This window comes from Paenibacillus aceris (assembly GCF_017874035.1).
Classification (GTDB): Bacteria; Bacillota; Bacilli; order Paenibacillales; family NBRC-103111; genus Paenibacillus_E; species Paenibacillus_E aceris.
On record NZ_JAGGKV010000034.1, the window covers coordinates 1 to 22,893 of the forward strand.

Genomic DNA, 22,893 nt, shown 5'->3' on the forward strand with positions numbered 1-22,893 from the left:
GCGTTCCCATCTCGAACACGACCGTTAAGCCCTCCAGCGTCGATGGTACTTGAACCGCAGGGTTCTGGGAGAGTAGAACGTTGCCAAGCACAGAACAAAAAGCCTTTTTGAGAGGAATCTCAGAAAGGCTTTTTTGCTTTTTTTACGGCAATTTTACGGTGAAGTTTTCGCAAAGTGAGGTCTCTTTTTACAAAAGGGGAACTACAGGCCGCTATTTGAGCTGATTTTGCTCTTTTCAGAGTCTAAACGGAACTACAGGCTCCTATTTCTCCTAAAAGTCCCAAATATAGTCGCAATTGGTGAAATAGCGAATCGTAGGTGCCTTCAAGAGGCCGATGAGCGGCTTTTGTCAGAAATAGCGGATCGCAGTTTCCACTTGCTCAAGGCGCGCAATAGCTCTCACACAATGTCTCCCTCTTACCATGCCCCAAAAAAAGGAACGCACCCTAACGTTAAGCAGGGGTATTTTTGTAAATACTGTGAGTAGGTTGTGAAACAGGCCAGTTTTTCGAGGCGAAAAGTGAAAGGTCGTACCTCGCCGCAAATGTCTGTCTTGGGACATTAGAGTCAGCACTTGTCAAAAAGAAAGGAAATGATTATAATCTAGTTAAGGTCAAAGAAAGTCAAAGTCAATCAAAGTCAATTTACTTCTAGCGGTCTGGGAGGATGAATTGATGCGTAACGTATCAGAAATCATTGAGCAGTATTTAAAGCATGTCCTGCAGCAAAGTTCTGAAGGAGCCATCGAGATTCAGCGTAATGATCTGGCGGATCAGTTCCAGTGTGTGCCTTCCCAAATTAACTACGTGATTAGTACAAGGTTTACGTTGGAAAAGGGTTATCTCGTTGAGAGTAAGCGCGGCGGTGGCGGATACATTCGTATCCAGAAGATTGAGCTCAAGAGTCACGGATCGATTTTGGATCATATTTTTCGCACGATCCATACACACATAGATCAAGTCACTTCAGAAGGACTCATTTACCAGTTGCAGGAGGGGCATTATATTTCAACACGAGAAGCCAACTTGATTCGGGCAGCGATATCCAGAGATGTGTTGACCTTCAAGCTCCCGCTGCGCGATGAAATTCGAGCTAAAATTCTTAAAGCGATGCTGATATCCTTGCTTAGCAGATAAGGAGGCATATGAAATGATTTGTCAGGAATGCGGGAAACGACCGGCGACTCTTCATTTTACAAAGATTGTGAATGGAGACAAGAACGAGTTCCACATTTGTGAGAATTGCGCCCGAGAGAAGGGAGAAATCATTCCTGGAACGTCTGGCGGCTTTTCGATTCATAATCTTTTATCAGGATTACTTGATTTCGAGCCTTCCTCCATCTCGGCGGCGAAGTCCCAGGCTATCCGTTGTGAAAACTGTGGGCTAACCTATTCGCAGTTTAGTAAATTAGGCCGTTTTGGTTGCGGATCCTGTTATCAAAGCTTTTCGGAAAAGTTAGATCCTCTGTTCAAAAGGGTGCATGGGAACACCGTACACGTAGGGAAAGTTCCCAAACGCAGCGGCGGGATTATCCAATGTAAGCGTGAGATTGATACGCTCAAGAAGGATATGATGACCTGCATTGAAGCTGAAGAATTCGAACAAGCGGCCAAGATTCGGGATCAAATTCGCGATATTGAGAAGAAAATTGCCAGCTTGTGAGTTTGTATGGAAGGTGTGAATCCAGTGACACTACAGCGGTTTACAGGAGATGCATTAAGCGAATGGATGAAGGGAGAGGGACCGGAATCGGATATCGTGATCAGCAGCCGAATCCGGATTGCACGCAACCTTAGAGACTACCCTTATCCAATGCTTGCTACCAATCAACAATCACAAGAAGTACTCGATCAGTTGTCCGGTGTGCTTGATAATGATGAACTGGAGACGATCAGTAATTTTTCGCTTATTCCGCTGTCAGATCTTAATGAGCTTGAGCGAATGGTTCTTGTTGAGAAGCATTTAATTAGTCCTAATTTAGCTAATGAATCCAGAAATGGTGCCGTTATTTTAAGCGAAAATGAATCCATCTCCATTATGATCAATGAAGAGGATCATCTTCGTATACAATGCTTATGCCCAGGCTTCCAAATTAAAGAGGTTTGGGACTTGGCGAATCAGATTGATGATATTTTTGAAACCCAGCTGGATTATGGCTATGATGAGAAGAGGGGCTATCTAACCAGCTGTCCCACGAACGTCGGAACCGGCATTCGCGCTTCAGTCATGATGCATTTGCCTGCTTTGGTGCTCACCCAACAAATTAATCGAATTTTATCCGCTGTTACACAAGTTGGATTGACGGTTAGAGGATTATATGGGGAAGGCAGCGAAGCATTAGGTAATCTGTTCCAAATATCGAATCAGATTACGCTAGGGCAATCCGAAGATGAGATTATTGATAATTTACACAGTGTCGCAAGGCAAATTATTGAGCACGAGCGAGCCGCGAGGCATAAACTGATGCAAGAGTCTAGAATGCGCATCATTGATCGAGTGAATCGCTCACTTGGCATTTTGTCTTATGCAGGAATTATGGACTCTAAGGAGGCTGCGCAGCGCCTGTCGGATGTGCGACTAGGCATAGACCTTGGGATTATCAATAATGTTTCATCCAATGTATTGAATGAACTACTGGTAATGACGCAGCCTGGTTTCCTTCAGCAATTCGCTGGCGAGAAGCTGAGCGCGGATGAGCGCGATATGCGAAGAGCTGAGCTGATTCGCGAGAAATTCGGCAGGATTTAATCAGATTAAGATTCATCCTTTAGGTTTTCCATAGATATACTACTTTTGGAGGTGTTCTCTATGATGTTTGGCAGATTTACAGAACGTGCGCAGAAGGTGCTTTCTTTGGCTCAAGAGGAAGCAGTCCGCTTAGGGCATAACAATATTGGTACTGAGCATATCTTGCTGGGTCTTATTCGTGAAGGGGAAGGTATTGCTGCTAAAGCACTCGTTGCTCTGGGTTTAGGTCTTGAGAAAATTCAAGATGAAGTTGAATCCCTGATCGGCAGAGGACAAGAACAACCTACCAACATTGCGTATACACCTAGAGCGAAAAAGGTCATCGAGCTTTCCATGGATGAAGCTAGAAAATTAGGTCACACGTATGTGGGGACTGAACATATTTTACTCGGACTTATTCGTGAAGGCGAGGGTGTCGCTGCGAGAGTCCTTAACAATTTGGGCGTTTCTTTGAATAAAGCGCGTCAACAAGTGCTTCAACTGCTAGGCAGCAGCGAGACTGTGTCGCCAAGCCATGGCAATACCCAGAATGTGAACACACCTACACTAGACGGTCTAGCGAGAGATCTAACCGCTTACGCCAAAGAGGGGCACCTGGATCCTGTCATTGGGCGTAGTAAAGAGATTGAGCGCGTTATCCAAGTGTTAAGCCGCAGAACCAAGAATAACCCGGTACTGATCGGTGAGCCTGGGGTTGGTAAAACGGCAATTGCCGAAGGCCTCGCTCAGAAAATCATTAATAATGAGATCCCCGAAACGTTGAAGGATAAAAGGGTGATGACCCTTGATATGGGTTCTGTCGTAGCAGGAACCAAATATCGCGGTGAATTCGAGGATCGCCTCAAAAAAATCATGGACGAAATTCGTCAAGCCGGCAACATCGTGCTCTTTATTGATGAGCTGCATACGTTAATCGGTGCCGGTGGTGCTGAAGGCGCCATTGACGCTTCCAACATCCTAAAACCAGCATTAGCGAGAGGCGAGCTGCAGTGCATAGGCGCTACAACGCTGGATGAATATCGCAAATACATCGAGAAGGATGCCGCTCTGGAACGCCGCTTCCAGCCAATTACGGTGGATCAGCCTTCCCCAGAGGAAGCGATCCAAATCCTGTACGGCCTGCGTGACCGCTATGAAGCTCATCACCGTGTGAAAATCACCGATGCCGCTATTCAAGAGGCTGTTAAGCTTTCCGACCGCTACATTACGGATCGTTTCTTGCCGGATAAAGCCATTGACTTGATCGATGAAGCGAGCTCCAAAGTAAGACTTCGTTCTTACACGATACCGCCTTCATTGAAACAGCTTGAGAACAAACTCGAGGATATCCGCAAGGAGAAAGATGCCGCGGTTCAAAGCCAGGAGTTCGAGAAAGCAGCTGGACTTCGCGACACCGAACAAAAGCTTCGGGAAGAGCTGGATACAACGAAAAATGATTGGAAAGAGAAACAAGGTCGTCTGGACACGGAAGTAACACCAGATGACATCGCTCAAATCGTCGCAAGCTGGACGGGAATCCCCGTTAGCAAGCTGGCGGAAGAGGAAACAGAGCGTCTGCTCAAAATGGAAGATATTCTTCATGAGCGCGTCATTGGACAAGAAGAAGCGGTTAAAGCTGTCAGTCGCGCGATTCGCCGCGCTAGAGCAGGCCTGAAAGATCCGAAGCGTCCTATGGGCTCCTTCATCTTCCTCGGACCTACAGGGGTGGGTAAAACCGAATTAGCGCGTGCGCTAGCTGAATCGTTATTCGGTGATGATAATGCAGTAGTCCGTATCGACATGTCGGAATACATGGAGAAACATTCGACGTCTCGCTTAGTCGGAGCGCCTCCAGGGTATGTTGGATATGAAGAGGGCGGGCAACTGACAGAGAAAGTTCGCCGCAAACCTTACTCGGTCGTGCTGCTCGATGAGATCGAGAAAGCACATCCGGAAGTTTTCAATATCCTGCTGCAAGTCCTGGAAGACGGTCGATTAACGGATTCCAAAGGGCGTACAGTCGACTTCCGTAACACACTGATCATTATGACATCCAACGTTGGTGCAGACACGATTAAGAAAAATTCGTCTCTCGGCTTTACTGCTGCTCTCGATGCAGGCAAAGATTATTCCAACATGAAAGATAAAGTAATGGGCGAGCTTAAGAAAAGCTTCCGTCCAGAGTTCCTAAACCGGATCGATGAAATTATCGTCTTCCACTCTTTGGATGAGAAGCATATCGCAGAAATCGTCACTTTGATGGCGGATGATCTTCGCAAACGTCTGAAAGAACAAGAAGTTGATTTCTTGCTGACGGACAATGCGAAAATGTTCCTGGCCAAAGAAGGATATGACCCGACTTACGGTGCAAGACCGCTGCGCAGAGCGATTCAGAAGCATATCGAGGACCGCTTGTCTGAAGAGCTTCTCAAAGGCAATATTGCCAAAGGCGACTCTTTAACGATTGATGAGAAAGACGGCGAACTGGTTGTCCTGAAAGGCGAAGGCGTAGCCGCTAAATAATGCAAAGCGAAGAAGCATTTTGCTGCATCCTGTCCGGGTGCGGCAAAATGCTTTTTATTTGCAGATGACCTTTCATGGACTTCGTAAAAATGGTAAACTTTATTGGTAAGGATAGCCAAATATAGAATTGTAAGATCTAAGGAGTCACTTACGTCATGAGTAAACAGAAAACGAAATTTTGCTGTCAAGAATGCGGTTATGAATCGCCGAAATGGATGGGCAAATGCCCAGGTTGTCAATCTTGGAATACGATGGTGGAAGAAATCGAAACGGTTGTGCGTACAAAGGGCATGAATTCTTCTACCCCTCGCACGAAAGAAAAACCGACCCCCATCATACATATAGAAAGTAGCCCGGAGCCTAGGGTCGTGACCAGCAATAAAGAGTTAAACCGCGTCTTAGGCGGAGGTATCGTGCCTGGATCTTTGATTCTCGTAGGCGGGGATCCGGGAATCGGGAAGTCAACGTTACTGCTTCAAACCTCTTTCGAGCTTACGCAAGCACACCAGAAAGTGCTCTATATATCGGGGGAAGAATCCGTCAAGCAAACGAAACTTCGTGCGGACCGATTGAATGCAGCATCTCCGCTGCTCTATGTGCTTTGTGAAACGAACCTTGAACTCATTGAGGAAGCGATTCAAGAGATTGAGCCGGATTTCTTAGTGATCGACTCGATTCAGACGGTCTATCATCCTGCGATTACATCAGCCCCCGGAACCGTTTCGCAAGTTCGGGAATGTACGGGTCATTTTATGAGAATAGCTAAAGGTAAGGGTATTGCAACGGTCCTTGTCGGCCACGTGACGAAGGAAGGCGCCATTGCGGGACCTAGGATGCTGGAACACATGGTGGATTGTGTGCTTTATTTTGAAGGTGAGCGGCATCATTCGTATCGAGTACTTCGAGCAGTGAAGAATCGTTTCGGGTCAACGAATGAAATCGGCATTTTTGAGATGCAAGAAGCCGGCTTGGTTGAAGTAAGCAATCCCTCTGAACTATTCCTGTCTGAGAGACCGCTTGGAGTTGCTGGTTCCACAGTGGTTGCCAGTATGGAAGGAACGCGTCCTGTTTTGGTAGAGATTCAGGCCTTGGTGTCTTCAACGAATTTCCCTTCTCCCAGAAGGATGGCGACAGGCGTTGATCATAACCGGCTTTCTCTCATCATTGCCGTTTTGGAGAAAAGAATGGGCATGTTCCTTCAGAATCAAGATGCCTATCTGAACGTGGCCGGCGGCGTCAAGCTCGATGAACCTGCGGTCGATTTGGCTATTGCGATCAGTATCGCATCCAGCTTTCGGGATCATGCAACGAGACCTTTTGACGTCGTGTTCGGTGAGATCGGGTTGACTGGAGAAGTACGCGGTGTGTCTAGAATTGATCAACGAGTGAAAGAAGCGGAGAAATTAGGATTCCGTAGAGTCATTATGCCGGAGAAAAGTTTGAAGGGGTGGACGCATCCGCCCGGTATGGAGATTATCGGAGTGAACACAGTGTCCGAAGCTTTGAAAGCGGCACTGGATTAGCTCCTGAATCATTCAACCTGCAAGCCTTCAGGAGGAAAATATGAGTAAAGAAGAGATAAAGCGAGACGTCATGAGCCAATTGCTGCAAATGGTAGCGCCTGGCACATCGTTCCGTGACGGTTTGGAGAATGTCCTGCGCGCCAAAACAGGCGGACTAATTGTTGTTGGATACAGTGCGGAAGTAAGGGAAATTGTCGACGGCGGCTTTTCGATCGATTGTGAGTTTTCCCCCAATTATTTATATGAACTTGCCAAAATGGACGGAGCGATCATCCTCAGCGAGGATATCAAGCGTATTCTCTATGCGAATACGCAATTAATTCCCGATTCCTCGATTTCTTCATCGGAGACCGGAATCCGACATCGGACTGCTGAACGTGTGGCGAAGCAGACAAATAAATTGGTTGTCTCGATTTCACAGCGGCGAAATGTTATTACCCTTTATCAAGGCAACTTGCGCTATGCGCTCAAAGATATCGGCGTCATCCTGACGAAAGCCAATCAAGCTATCCAGACTTTGGAGCGCTATAAAGTGGTTTTGGATCAGTCGCTAACCAATCTAAGTGCGTCGGAGTTTGAGGAGTTAGTTACGCTGCATGATGTCACCAATGTCATTGCCCGTTTCGAAATGGTGCTGCGCATTAAGGCGGAAATCAACCGGTACATCAACGAGTTGGGGAATGAGGGCCGCCTAATTAGCATGCAGCTTGAAGAACTTGTCGGCAATGCGGAACTTGAAGCGCGATTGCTCGTAAAAGATTATGTAAGGGAATTATCGGAAGAACGCGTTAAGGAAATGCAAGCAGGCTTAAAGCGCTTGTCTTCGGATGAGCTGCTGGAGCCGCACCAAATCATTCGATTACTCGGCTACCCTCATACGAATTCGATCGTTGAAGAGCCGGTATCTCCTAGGGGATTCCGGATTCTTGGGAAAATACCGCGGCTTCCCTCGATCATTATTGCGAATCTTGTAGAGAAGTTTGGCTACCTGCCGCACATGATGATGGCAACGATTGAGGAATTGGATGAAGTTGACGGAATCGGAGAAGTGAGGGCGCGCGCTATTAAAGAGGGCCTCAAAAGAATTCAAGAACAAGTGTTCATTGACAGACATATTTAAACTGGATACAATCATAAAGTATCTAATGTTGAGGTTTTATAAAGTCAAGTTTAGGGCATAGTAAATCCAGAGGTGGACAAAAACATATGTTAACGAAATCAATTCCCAGTCTTTTTACAGTAGGGAACTTATTCCTCGGTGTTCTGTCAATTATTCTCGCTTTCAGTGGTGAACATGGTATTGCAGCTGTACTTGTTATCGTCGCGATGTTGCTTGACGGTCTTGACGGTCGTGTAGCCCGGGCATTGAATGCGCAGAGTGAATTTGGTAAAGAGCTAGACTCGCTGTCCGATGTTATTTCTTTCGGTGTAGCGCCTGCCTTTATCATGTACGTTGTAGCCTTTAATGATCCGAGTGTGATTAGTCCGGCATTTGCCTGGATCGTCACGGCGATCTTCCCCATTTGTGGAGCACTTCGTCTGGCTCGCTTCAATGTTGTTGCAGGTACACCCGGCTATTTCATCGGCTTGCCGATTCCAGCTGCAGGTGGCGTGCTATGTACACTAGCGTTGTTCGTGAACGAAATTAACGTGTATGTGCTCTTGGTAAGTACAATCTTGTTGTCTTACTTGATGGTAAGTACAGTGAAGTACCCGAATTTCAAGAAAGCGGGTATTCCCAAAGCAGCAATCTGGATCACACCGGTTATCGTTGCCGTAGCTATCCTGATTGCAATTAAATGGCCTGAGTCTATTTCCAAAATGATTTTCGTACCGCTTTTACTGTACGCACTTTACGGCCTAAAAAAAAACGTTGATGGGTTCTTCATCCGCATCCGCAGAAAGAACAAAAGACGCGGCGTAGAGGATCCGAATTCCGTGAAATCGGACGTTTAAACTCCAAAATAAAAAGCATTTATTTTCTTCTGATGACTCAGAGAAAATAAATGCTTTTTTTTTGTTCATCTTCATTTTCATGACATGTTGAATAGTCCAAGGGTTGTGCACTTCTTTGATTCATTTTCGACGACTTGCTCCAGATTAACATCAAGAATGTTACTCAGTGCGGACATATAGAAAAGATTTCTGCCCAGTTCACTACTGACAACCTCAATGCATTGTTCACATAAATGACCGGTTACATGAGTGCCAAGTACATCCTTAGCTTCATTCAACGTCATCTCTGGATGATACTCTTGCTTCGCTGCGTTAACCTGAATACATCCACACTCGGTAATGGATTTCACCACGGAACGATTAGCGGCTGCGCCTGACTGTTGAAATTTGGATAAGACGTCAAGCAGACTTCGGTGACGGAGCAACAATTCGGATACTTGATCTTGAAACTGCTTTAAAGTCAAGGAGCTCATTCCATCCACCTCTGGTAGGTTGGTAACTTCCAATTTCATTATAATGGAAGCCCTCTAATATTTCAATTTTACATGTAAAGAAGTGATTAACGTTGGATAAATTGGAACATAATTGTAAGGGAGCTTTATTAATAAGTTGATGCAGGAGGTGAATCTATGATGAGGAAATGGGTGCAATTCATTTTGGCCATCATGGGTGGTAGTTTAGGTTTTGGATGGAGTGACGCGATCCTTCGAACGACAGGTTTTATGAATGATTCAGGAAAAGCAATAGCCATCAATAGTTTATGTGCGGTAGTTATGTTCATTCTTTCAGCATGGGTTGCAGGCAAGGGGATGAAACTGCTTGTCAGAGGGGAACGGAACGTTGCGGACATTCCTGTGTCCGATCTGCTCTCAGGTACATTAGGATTAGTAATTGGACTGCTTATATCGGTATTGGTGTTTCCTGTGCTCGAGCAGGTGAAATGGGCAAGCCCTCTTTTACCTTTCGTTGTATCAGGGGTTCTAGCGGTTATGGGGTTTCGAATTGGTTACAGCAAACGGGAAGAGCTGGTCCAGATCATTGCAATGAGCCGGGCACCAGCCCCAGAGAAGCAGACGCATCGTCCTTACGAGGAGCATAAGATTCTCGATACCAGTGTTATTATTGACGGGCGTATCGCGGATATTTGCAAAACAGGGTTTATCGAGGGTACTCTCGTTATTCCGGAGTTTGTTCTTGAAGAGCTGCAGCATATTGCTGATTCTTCCGATTTGCTGAAGCGTAACCGTGGTCGCCGGGGGCTCGATATTTTGAACAAGATTCAAAAGGAGCTCGAAGTGAAGGTGCTGATTTATGAAGGCGATTTCGAAGAAATATCAGAAGTAGACAGTAAATTAGTGCGTCTGGCTAAGGTGCTTCAAGGGAAAGTCATCACGAACGATTTTAACCTGAATAAAGTATGTGAATTACAAGGCGTTTCGGTATTGAATATTAATGATTTGGCGAATGCCGTGAAGCCTGTTGTCCTGCCGGGGGAAGAAATTATTGTTCAAGTCATTAAAGATGGCAAAGAGCATGGACAAGGTGTCGCTTATCTGGACGACGGTACGATGATTGTGGTGGAAGGCGGACGTGAATTCATAGGAATGACGCTTGAAGTGATGGTGACGAGTGTTCTTCAGACTTCAGCGGGCCGCATGATTTTCGCGAAACCGAAATTATTGGAAAAAGCGCAATAAAACCAGTATGATAAGGAGATGTAACATAGCTCTTACAAGTTGATAGGAAAGTATAGATTTTATACTTTTGCTTTGCATCAACCTTGACAAACCGCTGGTCCTAAATGGACGACGGAGTTGTTTATCCTTGGGTCTATGCTTACGCAGAAAGCTTTCGGAAGGAAAGCGCCAGTTGGGGTTGGAGGACTTATGGGGAAGCTAGGGGTTATCATCGTGGCAGCGGGCAAGGGCTCGCGCATGGGAACGGCGGAAAGCAAACAATATTTACAACTTGGACAGAAGCCAATTCTGGTACATACGTTGCAATTATTTCAAAACATACATGAAGTGAATGAAATCATTTTAGTTGTTGGCGGAAATGACGTAGAGCGCTGTACAGGCTATGTACAGAGTTATGCGCTTTCCAAGGTCACTCATGTGCTGGCAGGTGGGGCGGAGCGTCAGGATTCCGTCAGACGAGGCCTAGGGGCCCTGGAACGGGACACAGAATGGGTGCTCGTTCATGATGGTGTTCGTCCCTTTGTCAAAAGAGAACACGTGTTCGAATGCCTCGTGAAGGCGCAAGATCGGGATGCAGCCGTGCTGGCTGTACCTGTGAAGGATACGATCAAAATCGTAGATACCGAGAAGCGAATACAATCTACACCGGATAGAAGAAGCTTGTGGGCCATCCAAACCCCGCAAGCTTTTCGACTTTCCCTTCTGCAGGAGGCGCATGAGCGTGCGCTTCAGGATGACTTTATGGGAACAGACGATGCTATGTTGGTGGAGCGGATAGGAACGACGGTGCATGTTGTCGAAGGGGACTATTACAATATTAAGATTACGACACCGGAAGATTTGCCATGGGCAGAATGGATACTACTGAATGTTAGGGGAGAGGGACAACAATGATTCGCGTAGGACAGGGATTTGATGTTCATCAGTTAGTGGAAGGCCGTAAGTGCATTATTGGAGGCGTGACCATTCCTTATGAAAAGGGACTGCTCGGCCACTCCGACGCGGATGTGCTTCTTCATGCGATAACCGATGCGATTCTAGGCGCACTGGGCTTGGGCGATATCGGGAAGCATTTCCCGGATACGGCTGCGGAATTCAAAGATGCGGACAGTTTGGTGTTGTTGAAACATGTTTGGCAGCTGGCTAAGGACAAGGGGTATCGCCTAGGAAATGCAGATTCCACGATTATTGCCCAGAAGCCCAAAATGGCTCCGTATATTCCGCAAATGGTCGAAATTATTGCCGCTGCATTGGGAGCTTCGCCGGATCAAATCAATGTGAAAGCGACGACGACCGAACAGCTCGGCTTTACGGGCCGGGGCGAAGGAATTGCCTCACAATCGGTTGTTTGTTTAATTCGAGATGTGCTAGAATAGCAGGTATTATTGGGGAGAAGAGGGTACAGTCATGAACCAACCTTTACGTGTGCGCTATGCACCTAGTCCAACGGGACATTTACATATTGGCGGTGCTCGTACGGCACTGTTTGATTATTTATTGGCGCGCCGTCATGGCGGAGCGTTTGTAGTACGATTTGAAGATACCGATCAAACTCGTCATAAAGAATCCGGCATTGAGGATCAATTAAACGGTCTGAGATGGCTTGGGTTAGAGTGGGACGAGAGCGTAGATATCGGGGGGCCATACGGTCCTTATCGTCAGATGGAAAGACTTGATATCTATCAAACCCACCTGAATCAGCTGCTTCAGAGCGGCCATGCCTACCCTTGCTACTGTTCCGAAGCGGATTTGGAGCAGGAACGTGCAGAGCAGGAAGCGCGCGGTGAAATGGGCGGTTACTCGGGTAAATGCCGTCATTTGACGCCTGAGCAGATTGCTGCTTACGAAGCGGAGGGCCGCAAGCCTTCAACTCGGTTCCGCGTGCCGGCAGACCGGATTATTGGCTTCGAGGACAAGGTGCGCGAGCATGTTGAGTTTGAGTCGGCTGGGATTGGCGACTTTATTATCGCGCGTCCTGACGGAATTCCCACCTATAACTTTGCTGTTATTGTGGACGATCACATGATGAAAATCAATTTGGTCATCCGCGGGGAAGAGCATCTGTCCAATACGCCAAGACAAATTCTCATGTACGAGGCTCTCGGCATGCCTGTTCCGGAATTCGCGCACTTGGCGCTGATTCTGAATCCGGACCGGAAGAAAATGAGTAAACGGGATGAGTCCATCATCCAGTTCATCGAACAGTACCGGGAATTAGGCTATTTGCCGGAAGCTGTTGTGAATTTCATTGCTCTTCTAGGATGGTCTCCTGGCGGCGAAGAAGAGATGTTTACGAAGGAAGAACTGATTGCCCAGTTTGACCTCGATCGTGTATCGAAGAGTCCGGCTGTGTTTGATATGGATAAATTGAACTGGATGAACAATGCCTATTTGAAAAAGGCCCCGCTCTCCCGCGTCGTTGAGCTGTGTGTGCCTCATTTGCAGAAAGCCGGATACATCGCTCCGCAGTTGGATGAAGCGGGCCAAGCATGGGTGGAGGCTCTGATAGGCTTGAATCAAGAGAGAATGCGCTTCGCGGCGGAAATTGTCGAATTGTCGAGCATCTTCTTCAAAGAAGAGCTGGTGATCGATGAGGAAGCTGCGGCTGTGCTAAAAGAAGAGCATGTACCGGTCGTACTGTCCAGCTTCTTGGGGCAAGTCGAGCAAGCGGAAGATTTCACGGTAGAGGCTATACCAGCTTTGCTGAAGCAAGTGCAGAAGGATACAGGCTACAAAGGGAAGCAGTTATTCATGTCGATCCGTTCTGCGCTGACAGGGCAAGTGCATGGACCTGATCTCAATGTGTCCTTGTACCTGCTCGGGAAAGAAAAAGTCGCTTCACGTCTACGGAACTTGTTGTAATACGGGGTTCTTTTCGCTATACTTAGTTCAATAAGGAACGCAATGATCAGGAGAGTACGATTATTTAGGGATTTATCAGAGAGGATAATCGGAGCCGTCAGGCTTTGGCTGTGAGTTATCCATTCCCTCTAATCGGAAATGCACCTGGGAGCTGCCGCGCCGAATACTCGGATAACAGAGTAGGGTAGGCGCAGCCGGAATGCCCACGTTACGGGTTTTTGAGTTGGGAGACTTCCGAGTCACCAAGCAGAGTGGAACCGCGATTAATCACGCCTCTGCAGCCATATGGCTGCGGGGGCTTTTTTTATACACAGGGGTAATGATTTCCTACAAAAAGAAGGTGAGAGCATGTGGCAAACGATCAAATCTGACATTTCCGCCGTATTCGATAACGACCCGGCTGCACGCAGCTGGTTTGAGGTTGTGTTTACGTACTCTGGGCTTCATGCTATCTGGGCGCACCGCATCGGTCACTGGTTCTATAAACGGAGGATGTTTACAATCGCCCGTATCGTCTCGCAATGGAGCCGTTTTATGACAGGTATTGAGATACATCCAGGTGCCACTATCGGTAAAAGGTTGTTTATTGACCACGGGATGGGGGTTGTGATTGGGGAGACCTGTGAGATCGGCGACGATGTTATTTTGTATCAAGGGGTAACTTTGGGTGGAACAGGGAAAGAAAAAGGTAAGAGACACCCAACAATTGGCAATAATGTAGTTGTTGGATCAGGCGCTAAGATTTTAGGCTCCTTCCTTGTAGGCGAGAATTCACGGATTGGCTCCAATGCAGTGGTCATCCAAGAGGTTCCTTCGAACAGTACCGTTGTTACGATGCCTGCTAAGCTTGTGAAGCGGGACGGTGTACGTGTGAATCGTTTGGACCACGGCAATTTACCGGATCCCATTATCGATATATTCCAGGAAATGCAGCAGCAAATTAATGAGCTTAAAAGACAGTTAGAACAAGAACGGGTTAAGAATGGAGGAGCGAGAGAACATGACGCTCAGAATGTATAATACGCTAACACGCAAGAAGGAAGAATTCGTACCGCTTGAACCGGGGAAGGTGAAGATGTATGTATGCGGTCCAACCGTATATAACTATATCCATATTGGGAATGGCAGACCGGTCATTTTCTTCGATGTTGTAAGGCGCTTCTTAGAGTCTCAAAATTATGAAGTCACTTATATAACGAATTTTACCGATGTAGATGACAAAATGATCCGTAAAGCCGAAGAAATGGCTGTATCCGTTCCAGAGCTGGCCGAAACTTTTATTGCCGCCTTTTTGGAGGATATCCAAACATTGGGGGTACATGAAGCTACCTTGAACCCCCGTGTAACGGAAAATATTCAGGAAATCATCGAGTTCATCGCTGCTTTAGTTGAAAAAGACTATGCCTATGAAGCCCGCGGCGACGTCTATTACCGGACAACCAAATTCGCCGAATACGGCAAGCTTTCCCATCAAAATCTGGAAGAACTCCAATACGGCATTCGCATTGAAGTGGACGACCGCAAAGAGAATCCGCAGGATTTTGTTCTTTGGAAAGCCGCGAAACCGGGAGAAATTTATTGGGATAGTCCATGGGGGCAAGGCCGTCCGGGCTGGCATATCGAGTGCTCCGCTATGGTGCGCAAATATTTAGGCGAAACGATTGATATTCACGGCGGCGGTCAAGATTTGACGTTCCCGCACCATGAGTGCGAGATCGCGCAAACCGAAGCGGTAACCGGCCATCCAATGGCCAATTATTGGCTGCACAATGCTTTCTTGAACATCGATAATGAAAAAATGTCCAAATCGCTGGGTAATGGCATACTCATCCGCGATCTTGTTAAGCAAATCAAGCCGGAAGTATTCCGCTTCTTCATGTTGTCTGCCCATTACCGCAATCCGCTGAATTTCAGCGATGAGAGTTTGAAGCAGGCGGCTAATGCTTTGGAGCGTATTCAAAATGCAAATGACAACCTGAAGCACCGATTAGCTACAGCTTCTATTTCGAGTGAAGTGGAAGCAGCCCTTAAGGAGCGTGTGGACGCGATTGCCAAGCAGTTCGTCGAGAAGATGAATGACGACTTCAATACCCCGGATGCGATCACGGCTGTGTTCGATCTGGTTGCGGAAGCGAACCTGTATCTGCAGCAGGAGCGGGTGAATGCCGCCGCGCTGCAGGTGTTCCTAGATCAGCTGCAAGTCTTCGATCAAACCTTGGGCATATTGTCCCAGCAAGCGGACGAATTGCTGGATGAAGAGATTGAGCAATTGATTGTCGATCGGACAGAAGCGCGGAAGTCGAAAAACTGGGCGCGTGCGGATGAAATCCGTGACCTGCTCACAGAGAAAGGGATATTCCTTGAGGACACGCCGCAGGGAATTCGTTGGCGCCGCAAATGAGTGAGACTTTTACTGATGCAGCGAAGAATTTGTTTGTTTTTCCGCCGTCCAAAAGCCCTCATTTGCTGAACCCGCTTGTACTTGCTTATATCGGGGATGCGGTTTACGAGGTCTACATTCGCCAGTATGTTATATCTGGCGGAAATCATCGGCCCAATCATTTGCACAAAGCATCCACTGGATATGTATCGGCGAAGGCGCAATCCAAACTGCTGGAAGCCTTGATGCCGATGCTGACAGAAGAAGAGACAGATATGGTGAAGCGCGGGCGCAATGCCAAATCAGGAACGACAGCCAAAAACGCGGATGTGCTGGAATACCGGCACAGCACCGCGTTTGAGTGCTTAATCGGATACTTGTACTATAAGCAATCGTTTGAACGTTTGAAGGAAATATTGGATTTCGCCCTTGCCTACAAGAATAAATCTTAGCTTATGCTGAGAGGTAAATTTTGTGTGAGATAAGTGAATTTTTTAGGAGGAAGCATGATGGAAGAAGAATATATTGGCGGGAAGCATTCCGTTCTGGAGGCTATACGTGCCGGTCGAACGATTAATAAAATTTGGATTGCTGAGAACGCGCAGAAGCAATTCGCGGGGCCTATCGTGGCGGAAGCCAAAAACTTGGGGATTCTCGTTCAATTTACAGACAAGCGCAAGCTCGATCAGATGGTGGAGGCGCTTCAGCACCAAGGCGTAATTGCGCAAGTGGCGGCTTATGAGTATGTGGAAGTGGAGGATATTCTTGCGAAAGCCAAAGCGCTTGGGCAAGATCCTTTTATTTTGATACTTGATGAGATCGAAGATCCGCACAATCTGGGCTCAATCCTGCGGACAGCAGACTGCACAGGGGTTCATGGTGTCATTATTCCCAAAAGACGCTCCGTCGGACTGACAGCAACGGTTTCTAAGACCTCAGCCGGGGCTGTAGAGTATGTTCCCGTTGCTCGGGTGACGAATATCGCTCAGACGATTGAGCAACTCAAAGAGCAAGGAGTGTGGGTTGCAGGAACAGATGTGTCCGCAGCGCAAGATGTCTACAAGGCGAATTTCAGTATGCCTATAGCTCTTGTTATTGGTAATGAGGGTAAAGGCGTAGGCAGGTTAATCAAAGAGAGATGTGACTTCTTGGTTAAGCTGCCGATGGCGGGACATGTGAATTCCCTGAATGCCTCCGTTGCCGCGGGTGTCTTGATGTATGAAGTGGTTCGCCAACGAAATAAGAGTTAAAGCAGATGGAAGAGTTTCTGATCGTAGACGGCTACAATATCATCGGAGCTTGGCCGGAACTGAGTAAGCTTAAGGATACTGATTTGGAAGGTGCTCGGGATAAGTTGATCCATATGCTGGCTGAATATCAATCTTACTCGGGTATGAAAGTATACCTGGTTTTCGACGCTTATATGGTACCTGGACTTGGGAAAAAGTATGTACAGAGCAAGTTGAACGTGCTCTACACCAAAGAGAAGGAAACCGCGGATGAACGGATCGAACGTTTGGTCACGAATCTGATGGGAAGGCGTAAGCAGATCTATGTGGCCACCTCCGATATGATTGAGCAGCATGTTATTTTCGGTAAAGGAGCTCTACGATTGCCAGCCGGTGAACTTCTCATCAAAATCAAACAGAATCGCAAAGAGGTTCGAGAACGTATTCATCCAGAAACGACAGCGAAGCGCAATCCATTCGAAGGTAAGTTGAGCAGTGAGATCAAAGCGCAGTTCGAGCGGTGGCGAAGAGGGGAGTAAATCCTCCAAATGCTAGAAATGGTGGGGGTCCCCGTTGACGGTGTGAGATTTCATCATGTATACTTAACCTAAACTTTTAATGTGAATCTGGGTAGTCCTGCAGGCCGGAGGGATTGTTGGTGAGTGTCGACCTCAAAGAACTGAGAATGTATGATTATGACCTCAAGCCAGATGAAGACATTGTCGAGGCAGTCCGTGAAGGCAATAGCGAAGCGTTGGAATACCTTATCAATAAATACAAGAACTTTGTGCGTGCCAAAGCACGTTCTTATTTTTTGATAGGTGCAGACCGAGAAGATATTGTGCAGGAAGGAATGATAGGTTTATATAAATCTATCCGCGACTTCCGAGGAGACAAGCTTGCTTCATTCAAAGCCTTTGCTGAACTGTGCATTACCCGACAGATCATCACGGCGATTAAGACAGCAACGCGTCAGAAACACATTCCTCTTAATTCCTACGTGTCACTGGACAAGCCTATCTATGATGAAGATTCTGATCGTACGCTGCTTGACGTCATTAGCGGTTCCAGGGTCACAGATCCTGAGGAGCTTGTGATTAATCAAGAAGAATTTACGGGTCTTGAAGATAAAATGGGAGAGATATTGAGCGACTTGGAACGTAGGGTACTTATGCTCTATCTCGATGGAAGATCCTACCAAGAAATAGCGGTGGATTTAGATCGTCATGTCAAGTCTATTGACAATGCTCTTCAACGTGTCAAACGCAAGCTTGAACGCTATTTGGAAGTTAGAGATTTATAGAATATGCCCGCGTCGCCTTGCATGGTCTTGGCTGCGCGGGCGTTTTCTTTGAGTGAGGTTTAATATGGTGTCGGAGCGTCTATACTGATGATACTCTCGCATTTGTGAGACTTCTGCCTTGACACTCTGTTGCGGGTTGTGATAAAGTATTTCAGGTAGCCCTAAAAGTCGCTTTCTTTTTGACGCGCTTCGAAGGGCTTTAATTAGAACGTGTCTGTAGGAGGTGTACATCATGCGGGTCATCATCACATTAGCGTGCACAAATTGCAAACAAAGAAACTATGCATCCACTAAAAATAAGCGCAACAATCCCGACCGTATTGAGTTGAAGAAATATTGCAAATTTTGCAATGAACATACTGCTCATCGCGAGACTAGGTAGTTCTTTGGAGGTGTAGTTCGTGGGGTTCTTGGCTAGAATGAGACAAAGCTTCGGATCCACTTTTTCCTTCTTCACCGACAGTTGGACAGAACTCAAAAAGGTCAAGTGGCCAAGTCGTAAAGAGATGACTACCTATACGCTTGTCGTATTGGGTACCGTAGCTTTTGTTGCTATTTATTTCTTTGTGCTGGATCTTGGAATTTCTGAGTTGCTGCGCCTTGTTTTTAAATAAACAGGACTATAGGTGAATTTATTCATGGAAAAAAGATGGTACGTCGTACATACCTATTCAGGGTATGAGAACAAAGTGAAAGCCAACCTGGAGAAACGTGTTGAGTCCATGGAAATGACGGACAAGATCTTCCGTGTGCTTGTGCCTATGGAAGAGGAACTGGTGAACAAAGACGGCAAGAAAAAAGTCGTCATGCGTAAAGTTTATCCAGGTTATGTTCTCGTAGAAATGATTCAAACAGACGACTCTTGGTACGTAGTACGTAACACTCCAGGAGTCACTGGATTCGTAGGTTCTACGGGATCCGGCTCTAAACCGACTGCATTATTACCTGAGGAAGTTGAATCTATTTTGAAGCATATGGGTATGGAAGAGCCGAAGGCCAAAATCGACTTCGAACTCAAAGAAACCGTACGCGTCAAGGTGGGACCTTTCGCAAACTTTGTCGGATCTGTTGAAGAAATTGTGGCTGACAAGGGTAAACTTAAGGTGCATGTCAACATGTTTGGTAGGGAAACCCCGCTTGAGCTCGATTTCGACCAAGTGGAAAAGCTATAACACAAGACAACCAAGGGTTTCTACCAGGTCTATTCCTCGGGATAGACCTTCGTTAGTGGGATCTATATTATAAACAGGAGGTGTCTATCATGGCAAAAAAGGTAATTAAAGTCGTCAAACTTCAAGTTCAAGCTGCGAAAGCAAATCCAGCACCACCGATCGGTCCAGCATTGGGTCAAGCAGGTGTGAACATTATGGCTTTCTGTAAAGAGTTTAACGCTCGTACTGCTGATCAAGTAGGCCTTATCATTCCGGTTGAGATCACAGTATTCGAGGATCGTTCCTTTACATTCATCACTAAAACGCCTCCGGCTGCAGTTCTTCTTCGCGTCGTTGCTGGTATCGAAAAAGGATCCGGTGAACCAAACAAAAAGAAAGTTGCAACTGTGAAACGTGCAAAAGTTCGCGAAATCGCAGAACAAAAAATGCCTGACCTGAATGCTGCATCCGTTGAGGCTGCTATGCGTATGGTTGAAGGTACAGCTCGCAGCATGGGAATCGTCATCGAAGATTAATTCCGCAAGGAATGCGACTGTGTAAGCTCGGCTTACGAAAAAGTTTTCCTGGAGAACTTTGAAGTCGCTCGGTGGGAGGATTATCCGCTAATACCACTAAGGAGGATTTAAATTATGCCTAAACACGGTAAAAAATACCGCGAAGTTTCTCAGCTTGTAAATGCTGAAACTTTGTACGATCCGTCAGAAGCAATCGAGCTTGTTAAGAAAACAGCTCCTGCTAAATTTGATGAAACTGTAGATGTTGCAGTTCGTCTGGGTGTAGACCCAAGAAAACAAGATCAGGCTGTTCGTGGTGTAGTAGTACTTCCACACGGTACTGGTAAAACAAAACGTGTACTTGTATTTGCTAAAGGCGAGAAAGCGAAAGAAGCTGAAGCAGCTGGTGCAGATTTTGTTGGTGATGCTGACATGATCAACAAAATTCAACAAGGTTGGTTCGAGTTCGACGTTTGCGTAGCTACTCCAGACATGATGAGCGAAGTTGGTAAACTGGGTCGTATCCTCGGGGGTAAAGGTTTAATGCCAAACCCTAAAGCAGGAACAGTTACTTTCGACGTAACTAAAGCTGTTCAGGAGATTAAAGCTGGTAAAATCGAGTACCGTCTTGACAAAGCAGGACAAATCCATGCTCCACTTGGTAAAGTATCTTTCGATGCAGACAAGTTGAACGAAAACTTCAAAGCATTGGTTGATGCGCTTGTTAGAGCGAAACCGGCAGCTGCTAAAGGTGTTTACCTGAAAAACATTGCTGTATCCTCAACAATGGGACCTAGTGTTCGAGTAAACGTAAGCTCCTTCAGATAAGTAATAGCTTCCAGTTGACTTCGGTTGCTGGGCGTGATACTCTATCAAAGGTCATAAAAATGAATATGCAAACCGTAGACAGTAGGTGCCGCGTGCTTAATTTCCTACCGAGGTGTTATGATATATATAGCGATTTCTTTGAAGATCAGGGAAAAAGTGAACACATCATGCCTTCGTAGCGTCTACGAAGGCATTTCTTATTCATATAAGGAATGCTGATGCTCCTACTGTTTGTGATATTGAAACATAAATGCATAAGAAGTGAGGTGTACTATGGCAAACGCGAAAATTCTTGCAGAGAAAGAACAAGCAGTAGCTGAAGTAACTGAAAAGTTCAAAGCTAGCGCTTCTACAATCATCGCTGACTACCGCGGTTTGAACGTAGCTCAAGTAACACAACTACGTAAAACCCTGCGTGAAGCTGGTATTGAATTCGTAGTTCTCAAGAACTCGTTGGCTAGACGCGCATCGGCAAATGCTGAACTAAGCGCATTGGATGAGTACCTAACAGGTCCAACCGCTATTGCTTTCAGCAAAGACGATCTAGTTGCTCCGGCGAAAATCTTGACTGAATTTGCGAAAAAGAATGATCAATTGAGCGTAAAAGGTGGCGTGGTCGAAGGCCGCGTAGTTGGATACGATCAAATTAAAGCACTTGCTGAACTTCCATCCAGAGATGGTCTACTCTCCATGTTGCTTAGCGTTCTTCAAGCTCCTGTTCGTAACTTTGCACTTGCTGTTAAAGCAGTTGCTGAGAAAAAAGAAGCTGAAGGTCAAGCTTAATTTCAGTGTACGAAACGATTTACAACAACAAACTAATTTATTAATGATAATGGAGGTTTAACCATGAGCACAAATGCAACGATCCTAGAAGCAATCAAAGGCATGACAATCTTGGAATTGAACGACCTGGTTAAAGCAATTGAAGAAGAGTTTGGCGTAACAGCAGCAGCTCCAGTAGCAGCTGGCGGTGGCGCAGCAGTAGCAGTTGAAGAAGCTCAAACTGAGTTTGATGTTATCTTGACTAGCGCTGGTGCTTCCAAAATCAACGTAATCAAAGTAGTTCGCGAAATCACAGGTCTTGGCCTGAAAGAAGCGAAAGACCTAGTTGACGGCGCTCCAAAACCAGTAAAAGAAAAAGTTAGCTCCGAAGAAGCAGAAGCTGTTAAAGCTAAGCTTACTGAAGCTGGCGCATCTGTAGAAGTTAAGTAATTTCTTTTCAGGAAACCTCTTGAAGCTTGCCTTCAAGAGGTTTTTTTACCTAAGCTTTTACCCTTAGGAAAGCCTTAGGAACGCTCGCAGTTATTTGATTTTCCTATTGGTAAAATTGAGGAGGGAATCTTAACGTGTCAGAGCATTATTATACGCAGCGTCCTACAGTTAAGCATGATGTTAATGTAGCGCAAGAGGAACTGCGTGGGAGAAAGTACACATTCTTGACGGATGCTGGCGTCTTTTCGAAAAAAGGTGTGGATTATGGAAGCAAGCACTTAATTGAAACGATGCAGCTGAAAGAGGATGCCAAGGTGCTTGATGTCGGTTGTGGTTATGGTCCGATTGGCTTATCAGCAGCGGTGATGTGTCCGAAGGGGCATGTGACAATGGTCGACATTAATGAGCGGGCCATTGAGTTAAGTACTGAAAATGCGCGGCGCAATGGGATTAGCAATGTGTCGATTCTACAGAGCGATCTTTTGGAACAGGTGAAAGATCAACGTTTTGATGTTGTGCTCACTAATCCTCCGATTCGTGCCGGCAAGGAAGTCGTACATCGCATTTTTACAGATGCCTATGATTGCTTGGTGGATGGCGGATCAATTTGGGTCGTCATTCAGAAAAAACAAGGCGCACCGTCAGCGATGAAAAAACTTGAGTCTCTCTACAGCGAGGTTATTGAAGTATCTAAGGATAAAGGGTATAAAATACTCAAGGCAACAAAGTAACCTATGAATAATGTATGGACAGCTAATGAAAGACCTATCGCACGATCGTGGAAATTTGTTTGACTTGACTTTTCACATGTGGTATTATTAAAAAATGTCAGTATTAAGATGGGACACATGTCTTTAGTTAACAAAAATGTCAAGTCTTTTTTTCCTCTGATATGAATAAAATTTGAACTTGCAACGTATAATGTTTGAATTTTAGGAAATTCTAACAGGATGGGAAGAAATATTTGGAAAGTCTTATTGATTACAG

The 22,893-nt window shown here is 46.1% G+C and carries 26 protein-coding genes, 1 rRNA gene and 1 other annotated feature; of the genes, 26 read left to right on the forward strand and 1 reads right to left on the reverse strand.

Features of this window, described 5'->3' with window-relative positions; translation table 11 throughout:
- From rrf to pssA, 8 genes are all read left to right on the forward strand, one after another.
- Positions 1–89, forward strand: a 5S ribosomal RNA gene (rrf, locus tag J2Z65_RS32435); the annotation flags it as partial.
- Positions 90–674: 585 nt separating this feature from the next.
- Complete coding sequence (locus J2Z65_RS32440) at positions 675–1,136, forward strand: CtsR family transcriptional regulator (RefSeq protein ID WP_167067774.1); 462 nt, start codon at positions 675–677, stop codon at positions 1,134–1,136.
- A gap of 13 nt (positions 1,137–1,149) precedes the next feature.
- Positions 1,150–1,662, forward strand: coding sequence for a protein-arginine kinase activator protein McsA (gene mcsA, locus J2Z65_RS32445; protein WP_167067771.1), 513 nt, complete (start codon positions 1,150–1,152; stop codon positions 1,660–1,662).
- A gap of 6 nt (positions 1,663–1,668) precedes the next feature.
- On the forward strand, positions 1,669–2,748 hold the full coding sequence (gene mcsB / locus J2Z65_RS32450) for a protein-arginine kinase McsB (protein ID WP_167067768.1): 1,080 nt from the start codon (positions 1,669–1,671) through the stop codon (positions 2,746–2,748).
- A 60-nt stretch (positions 2,749–2,808) separates the two neighbouring features.
- Positions 2,809–5,250, forward strand: coding sequence for an ATP-dependent protease ATP-binding subunit ClpC (gene clpC, locus J2Z65_RS32455; protein ID WP_167067765.1), 2,442 nt, complete (start codon positions 2,809–2,811; stop codon positions 5,248–5,250).
- Positions 5,251–5,405: 155 nt separating this feature from the next.
- Positions 5,406–6,773: a DNA repair protein RadA gene (gene radA, locus J2Z65_RS32460; RefSeq protein WP_167067762.1), complete on the forward strand. Its 1,368-nt coding sequence runs from the start codon at positions 5,406–5,408 to the stop codon at positions 6,771–6,773.
- Between the two features lie 40 nt (positions 6,774–6,813).
- A complete protein-coding gene (gene disA / locus J2Z65_RS32465) occupies positions 6,814–7,893 on the forward strand; it encodes a DNA integrity scanning diadenylate cyclase DisA (RefSeq protein WP_167067759.1) in 1,080 nt (359 codons plus the stop codon).
- Between the two features lie 86 nt (positions 7,894–7,979).
- Positions 7,980–8,729: a CDP-diacylglycerol--serine O-phosphatidyltransferase gene (pssA, locus tag J2Z65_RS32470; RefSeq protein WP_167067755.1), complete on the forward strand. Its 750-nt coding sequence runs from the start codon at positions 7,980–7,982 to the stop codon at positions 8,727–8,729.
- A gap of 77 nt (positions 8,730–8,806) precedes the next feature.
- On the opposite strand, the gene J2Z65_RS32475 is transcribed toward pssA, so the two are convergent.
- Positions 8,807–9,202: a DUF1573 domain-containing protein gene (locus J2Z65_RS32475; protein WP_167067783.1), complete on the reverse strand. Its 396-nt coding sequence runs from the start codon at positions 9,200–9,202 to the stop codon at positions 8,807–8,809.
- Positions 9,203–9,358: 156 nt separating this feature from the next.
- Here J2Z65_RS32475 and J2Z65_RS32480 point away from each other — a divergent pair, with 156 nt between their 5' ends.
- From J2Z65_RS32480 to J2Z65_RS32565, 18 genes are all read left to right on the forward strand, one after another.
- Positions 9,359–10,426 carry a PIN/TRAM domain-containing protein gene (locus tag J2Z65_RS32480; protein ID WP_167067752.1) on the forward strand — a complete coding sequence of 356 codons (1,068 nt, stop codon included), beginning with the start codon at positions 9,359–9,361 and terminating at the stop codon, positions 10,424–10,426.
- A 189-nt stretch (positions 10,427–10,615) separates the two neighbouring features.
- Positions 10,616–11,320: a 2-C-methyl-D-erythritol 4-phosphate cytidylyltransferase gene (ispD, locus tag J2Z65_RS32485; protein ID WP_167067749.1), complete on the forward strand. Its 705-nt coding sequence runs from the start codon at positions 10,616–10,618 to the stop codon at positions 11,318–11,320.
- Complete coding sequence (gene ispF, locus J2Z65_RS32490) at positions 11,317–11,802, forward strand: 2-C-methyl-D-erythritol 2,4-cyclodiphosphate synthase (RefSeq protein WP_167067746.1); 486 nt, start codon at positions 11,317–11,319, stop codon at positions 11,800–11,802. The genes ispD and ispF overlap by 4 nt, the downstream gene beginning before the upstream one ends.
- 31 nt (positions 11,803–11,833) lie before the next feature.
- Positions 11,834–13,288: a glutamate--tRNA ligase gene (gltX, locus tag J2Z65_RS32495; protein ID WP_167067743.1), complete on the forward strand. Its 1,455-nt coding sequence runs from the start codon at positions 11,834–11,836 to the stop codon at positions 13,286–13,288.
- 348 nt (positions 13,289–13,636) lie between these two features.
- Positions 13,637–14,308, forward strand: a complete 672-nt coding sequence (gene cysE / locus J2Z65_RS32500; RefSeq protein ID WP_240160057.1) for a serine O-acetyltransferase — start codon at positions 13,637–13,639, stop codon at positions 14,306–14,308.
- The gene (gene cysS, locus J2Z65_RS32505) at positions 14,289–15,689 is read left to right on the forward strand and encodes a cysteine--tRNA ligase (protein ID WP_167067737.1); all 1,401 of its coding nucleotides are present in this window, start codon (positions 14,289–14,291) and stop codon (positions 15,687–15,689) included. Before cysE ends, cysS begins: the two co-directional genes overlap by 20 nt.
- On the forward strand, positions 15,686–16,120 hold the full coding sequence (locus tag J2Z65_RS32510; protein WP_167067734.1) for a Mini-ribonuclease 3: 435 nt from the start codon (positions 15,686–15,688) through the stop codon (positions 16,118–16,120). The genes cysS and J2Z65_RS32510 overlap by 4 nt, the downstream gene beginning before the upstream one ends.
- A 57-nt stretch (positions 16,121–16,177) precedes the next feature.
- Complete coding sequence (gene rlmB / locus J2Z65_RS32515; RefSeq protein ID WP_167067780.1) at positions 16,178–16,918, forward strand: 23S rRNA (guanosine(2251)-2'-O)-methyltransferase RlmB; 741 nt, start codon at positions 16,178–16,180, stop codon at positions 16,916–16,918.
- 5 nt (positions 16,919–16,923) lie between these two features.
- Entirely contained in the window at positions 16,924–17,436 is a 513-nt protein-coding gene (locus J2Z65_RS32520; RefSeq protein ID WP_167067731.1) for an NYN domain-containing protein, read from the forward strand.
- 119 nt (positions 17,437–17,555) lie between these two features.
- Entirely contained in the window at positions 17,556–18,200 is a 645-nt protein-coding gene (gene sigH / locus J2Z65_RS32525) for an RNA polymerase sporulation sigma factor SigH (RefSeq protein ID WP_079418043.1), read from the forward strand.
- Positions 18,201–18,432: 232 nt separating this feature from the next.
- Positions 18,433–18,582 carry a 50S ribosomal protein L33 gene (gene rpmG, locus J2Z65_RS32530; RefSeq protein WP_079418041.1) on the forward strand — a complete coding sequence of 50 codons (150 nt, stop codon included), beginning with the start codon at positions 18,433–18,435 and terminating at the stop codon, positions 18,580–18,582.
- 19 nt (positions 18,583–18,601) lie between these two features.
- Complete coding sequence (secE, locus tag J2Z65_RS32535) at positions 18,602–18,814, forward strand: preprotein translocase subunit SecE (protein ID WP_167067728.1); 213 nt, start codon at positions 18,602–18,604, stop codon at positions 18,812–18,814.
- Between the two features lie 24 nt (positions 18,815–18,838).
- Positions 18,839–19,372 carry a transcription termination/antitermination protein NusG gene (gene nusG, locus J2Z65_RS32540; RefSeq protein ID WP_126144113.1) on the forward strand — a complete coding sequence of 178 codons (534 nt, stop codon included), beginning with the start codon at positions 18,839–18,841 and terminating at the stop codon, positions 19,370–19,372.
- An 89-nt stretch (positions 19,373–19,461) separates the two neighbouring features.
- Positions 19,462–19,887 carry a 50S ribosomal protein L11 gene (gene rplK / locus J2Z65_RS32545; protein WP_167067725.1) on the forward strand — a complete coding sequence of 142 codons (426 nt, stop codon included), beginning with the start codon at positions 19,462–19,464 and terminating at the stop codon, positions 19,885–19,887.
- A 114-nt stretch (positions 19,888–20,001) separates the two neighbouring features.
- The gene (gene rplA / locus J2Z65_RS32550) at positions 20,002–20,694 is read left to right on the forward strand and encodes a 50S ribosomal protein L1 (RefSeq protein ID WP_127457551.1); all 693 of its coding nucleotides are present in this window, start codon (positions 20,002–20,004) and stop codon (positions 20,692–20,694) included.
- Between the two features lie 54 nt (positions 20,695–20,748).
- Positions 20,749–20,901: a sequence feature (ribosomal protein L10 leader region), on the forward strand.
- A gap of 66 nt (positions 20,902–20,967) precedes the next feature.
- Positions 20,968–21,477 (forward strand): 50S ribosomal protein L10, encoded by a 510-nt coding sequence (gene rplJ, locus J2Z65_RS32555; protein ID WP_047683208.1) that lies wholly within the window; start codon positions 20,968–20,970, stop codon positions 21,475–21,477.
- A 63-nt stretch (positions 21,478–21,540) separates the two neighbouring features.
- Entirely contained in the window at positions 21,541–21,906 is a 366-nt protein-coding gene (rplL, locus tag J2Z65_RS32560) for a 50S ribosomal protein L7/L12 (protein WP_127457549.1), read from the forward strand.
- A gap of 134 nt (positions 21,907–22,040) precedes the next feature.
- Positions 22,041–22,637, forward strand: coding sequence for a methyltransferase (locus J2Z65_RS32565; RefSeq protein ID WP_167067722.1), 597 nt, complete (start codon positions 22,041–22,043; stop codon positions 22,635–22,637).
- Positions 22,638–22,893: the final 256 nt, after the last annotated feature.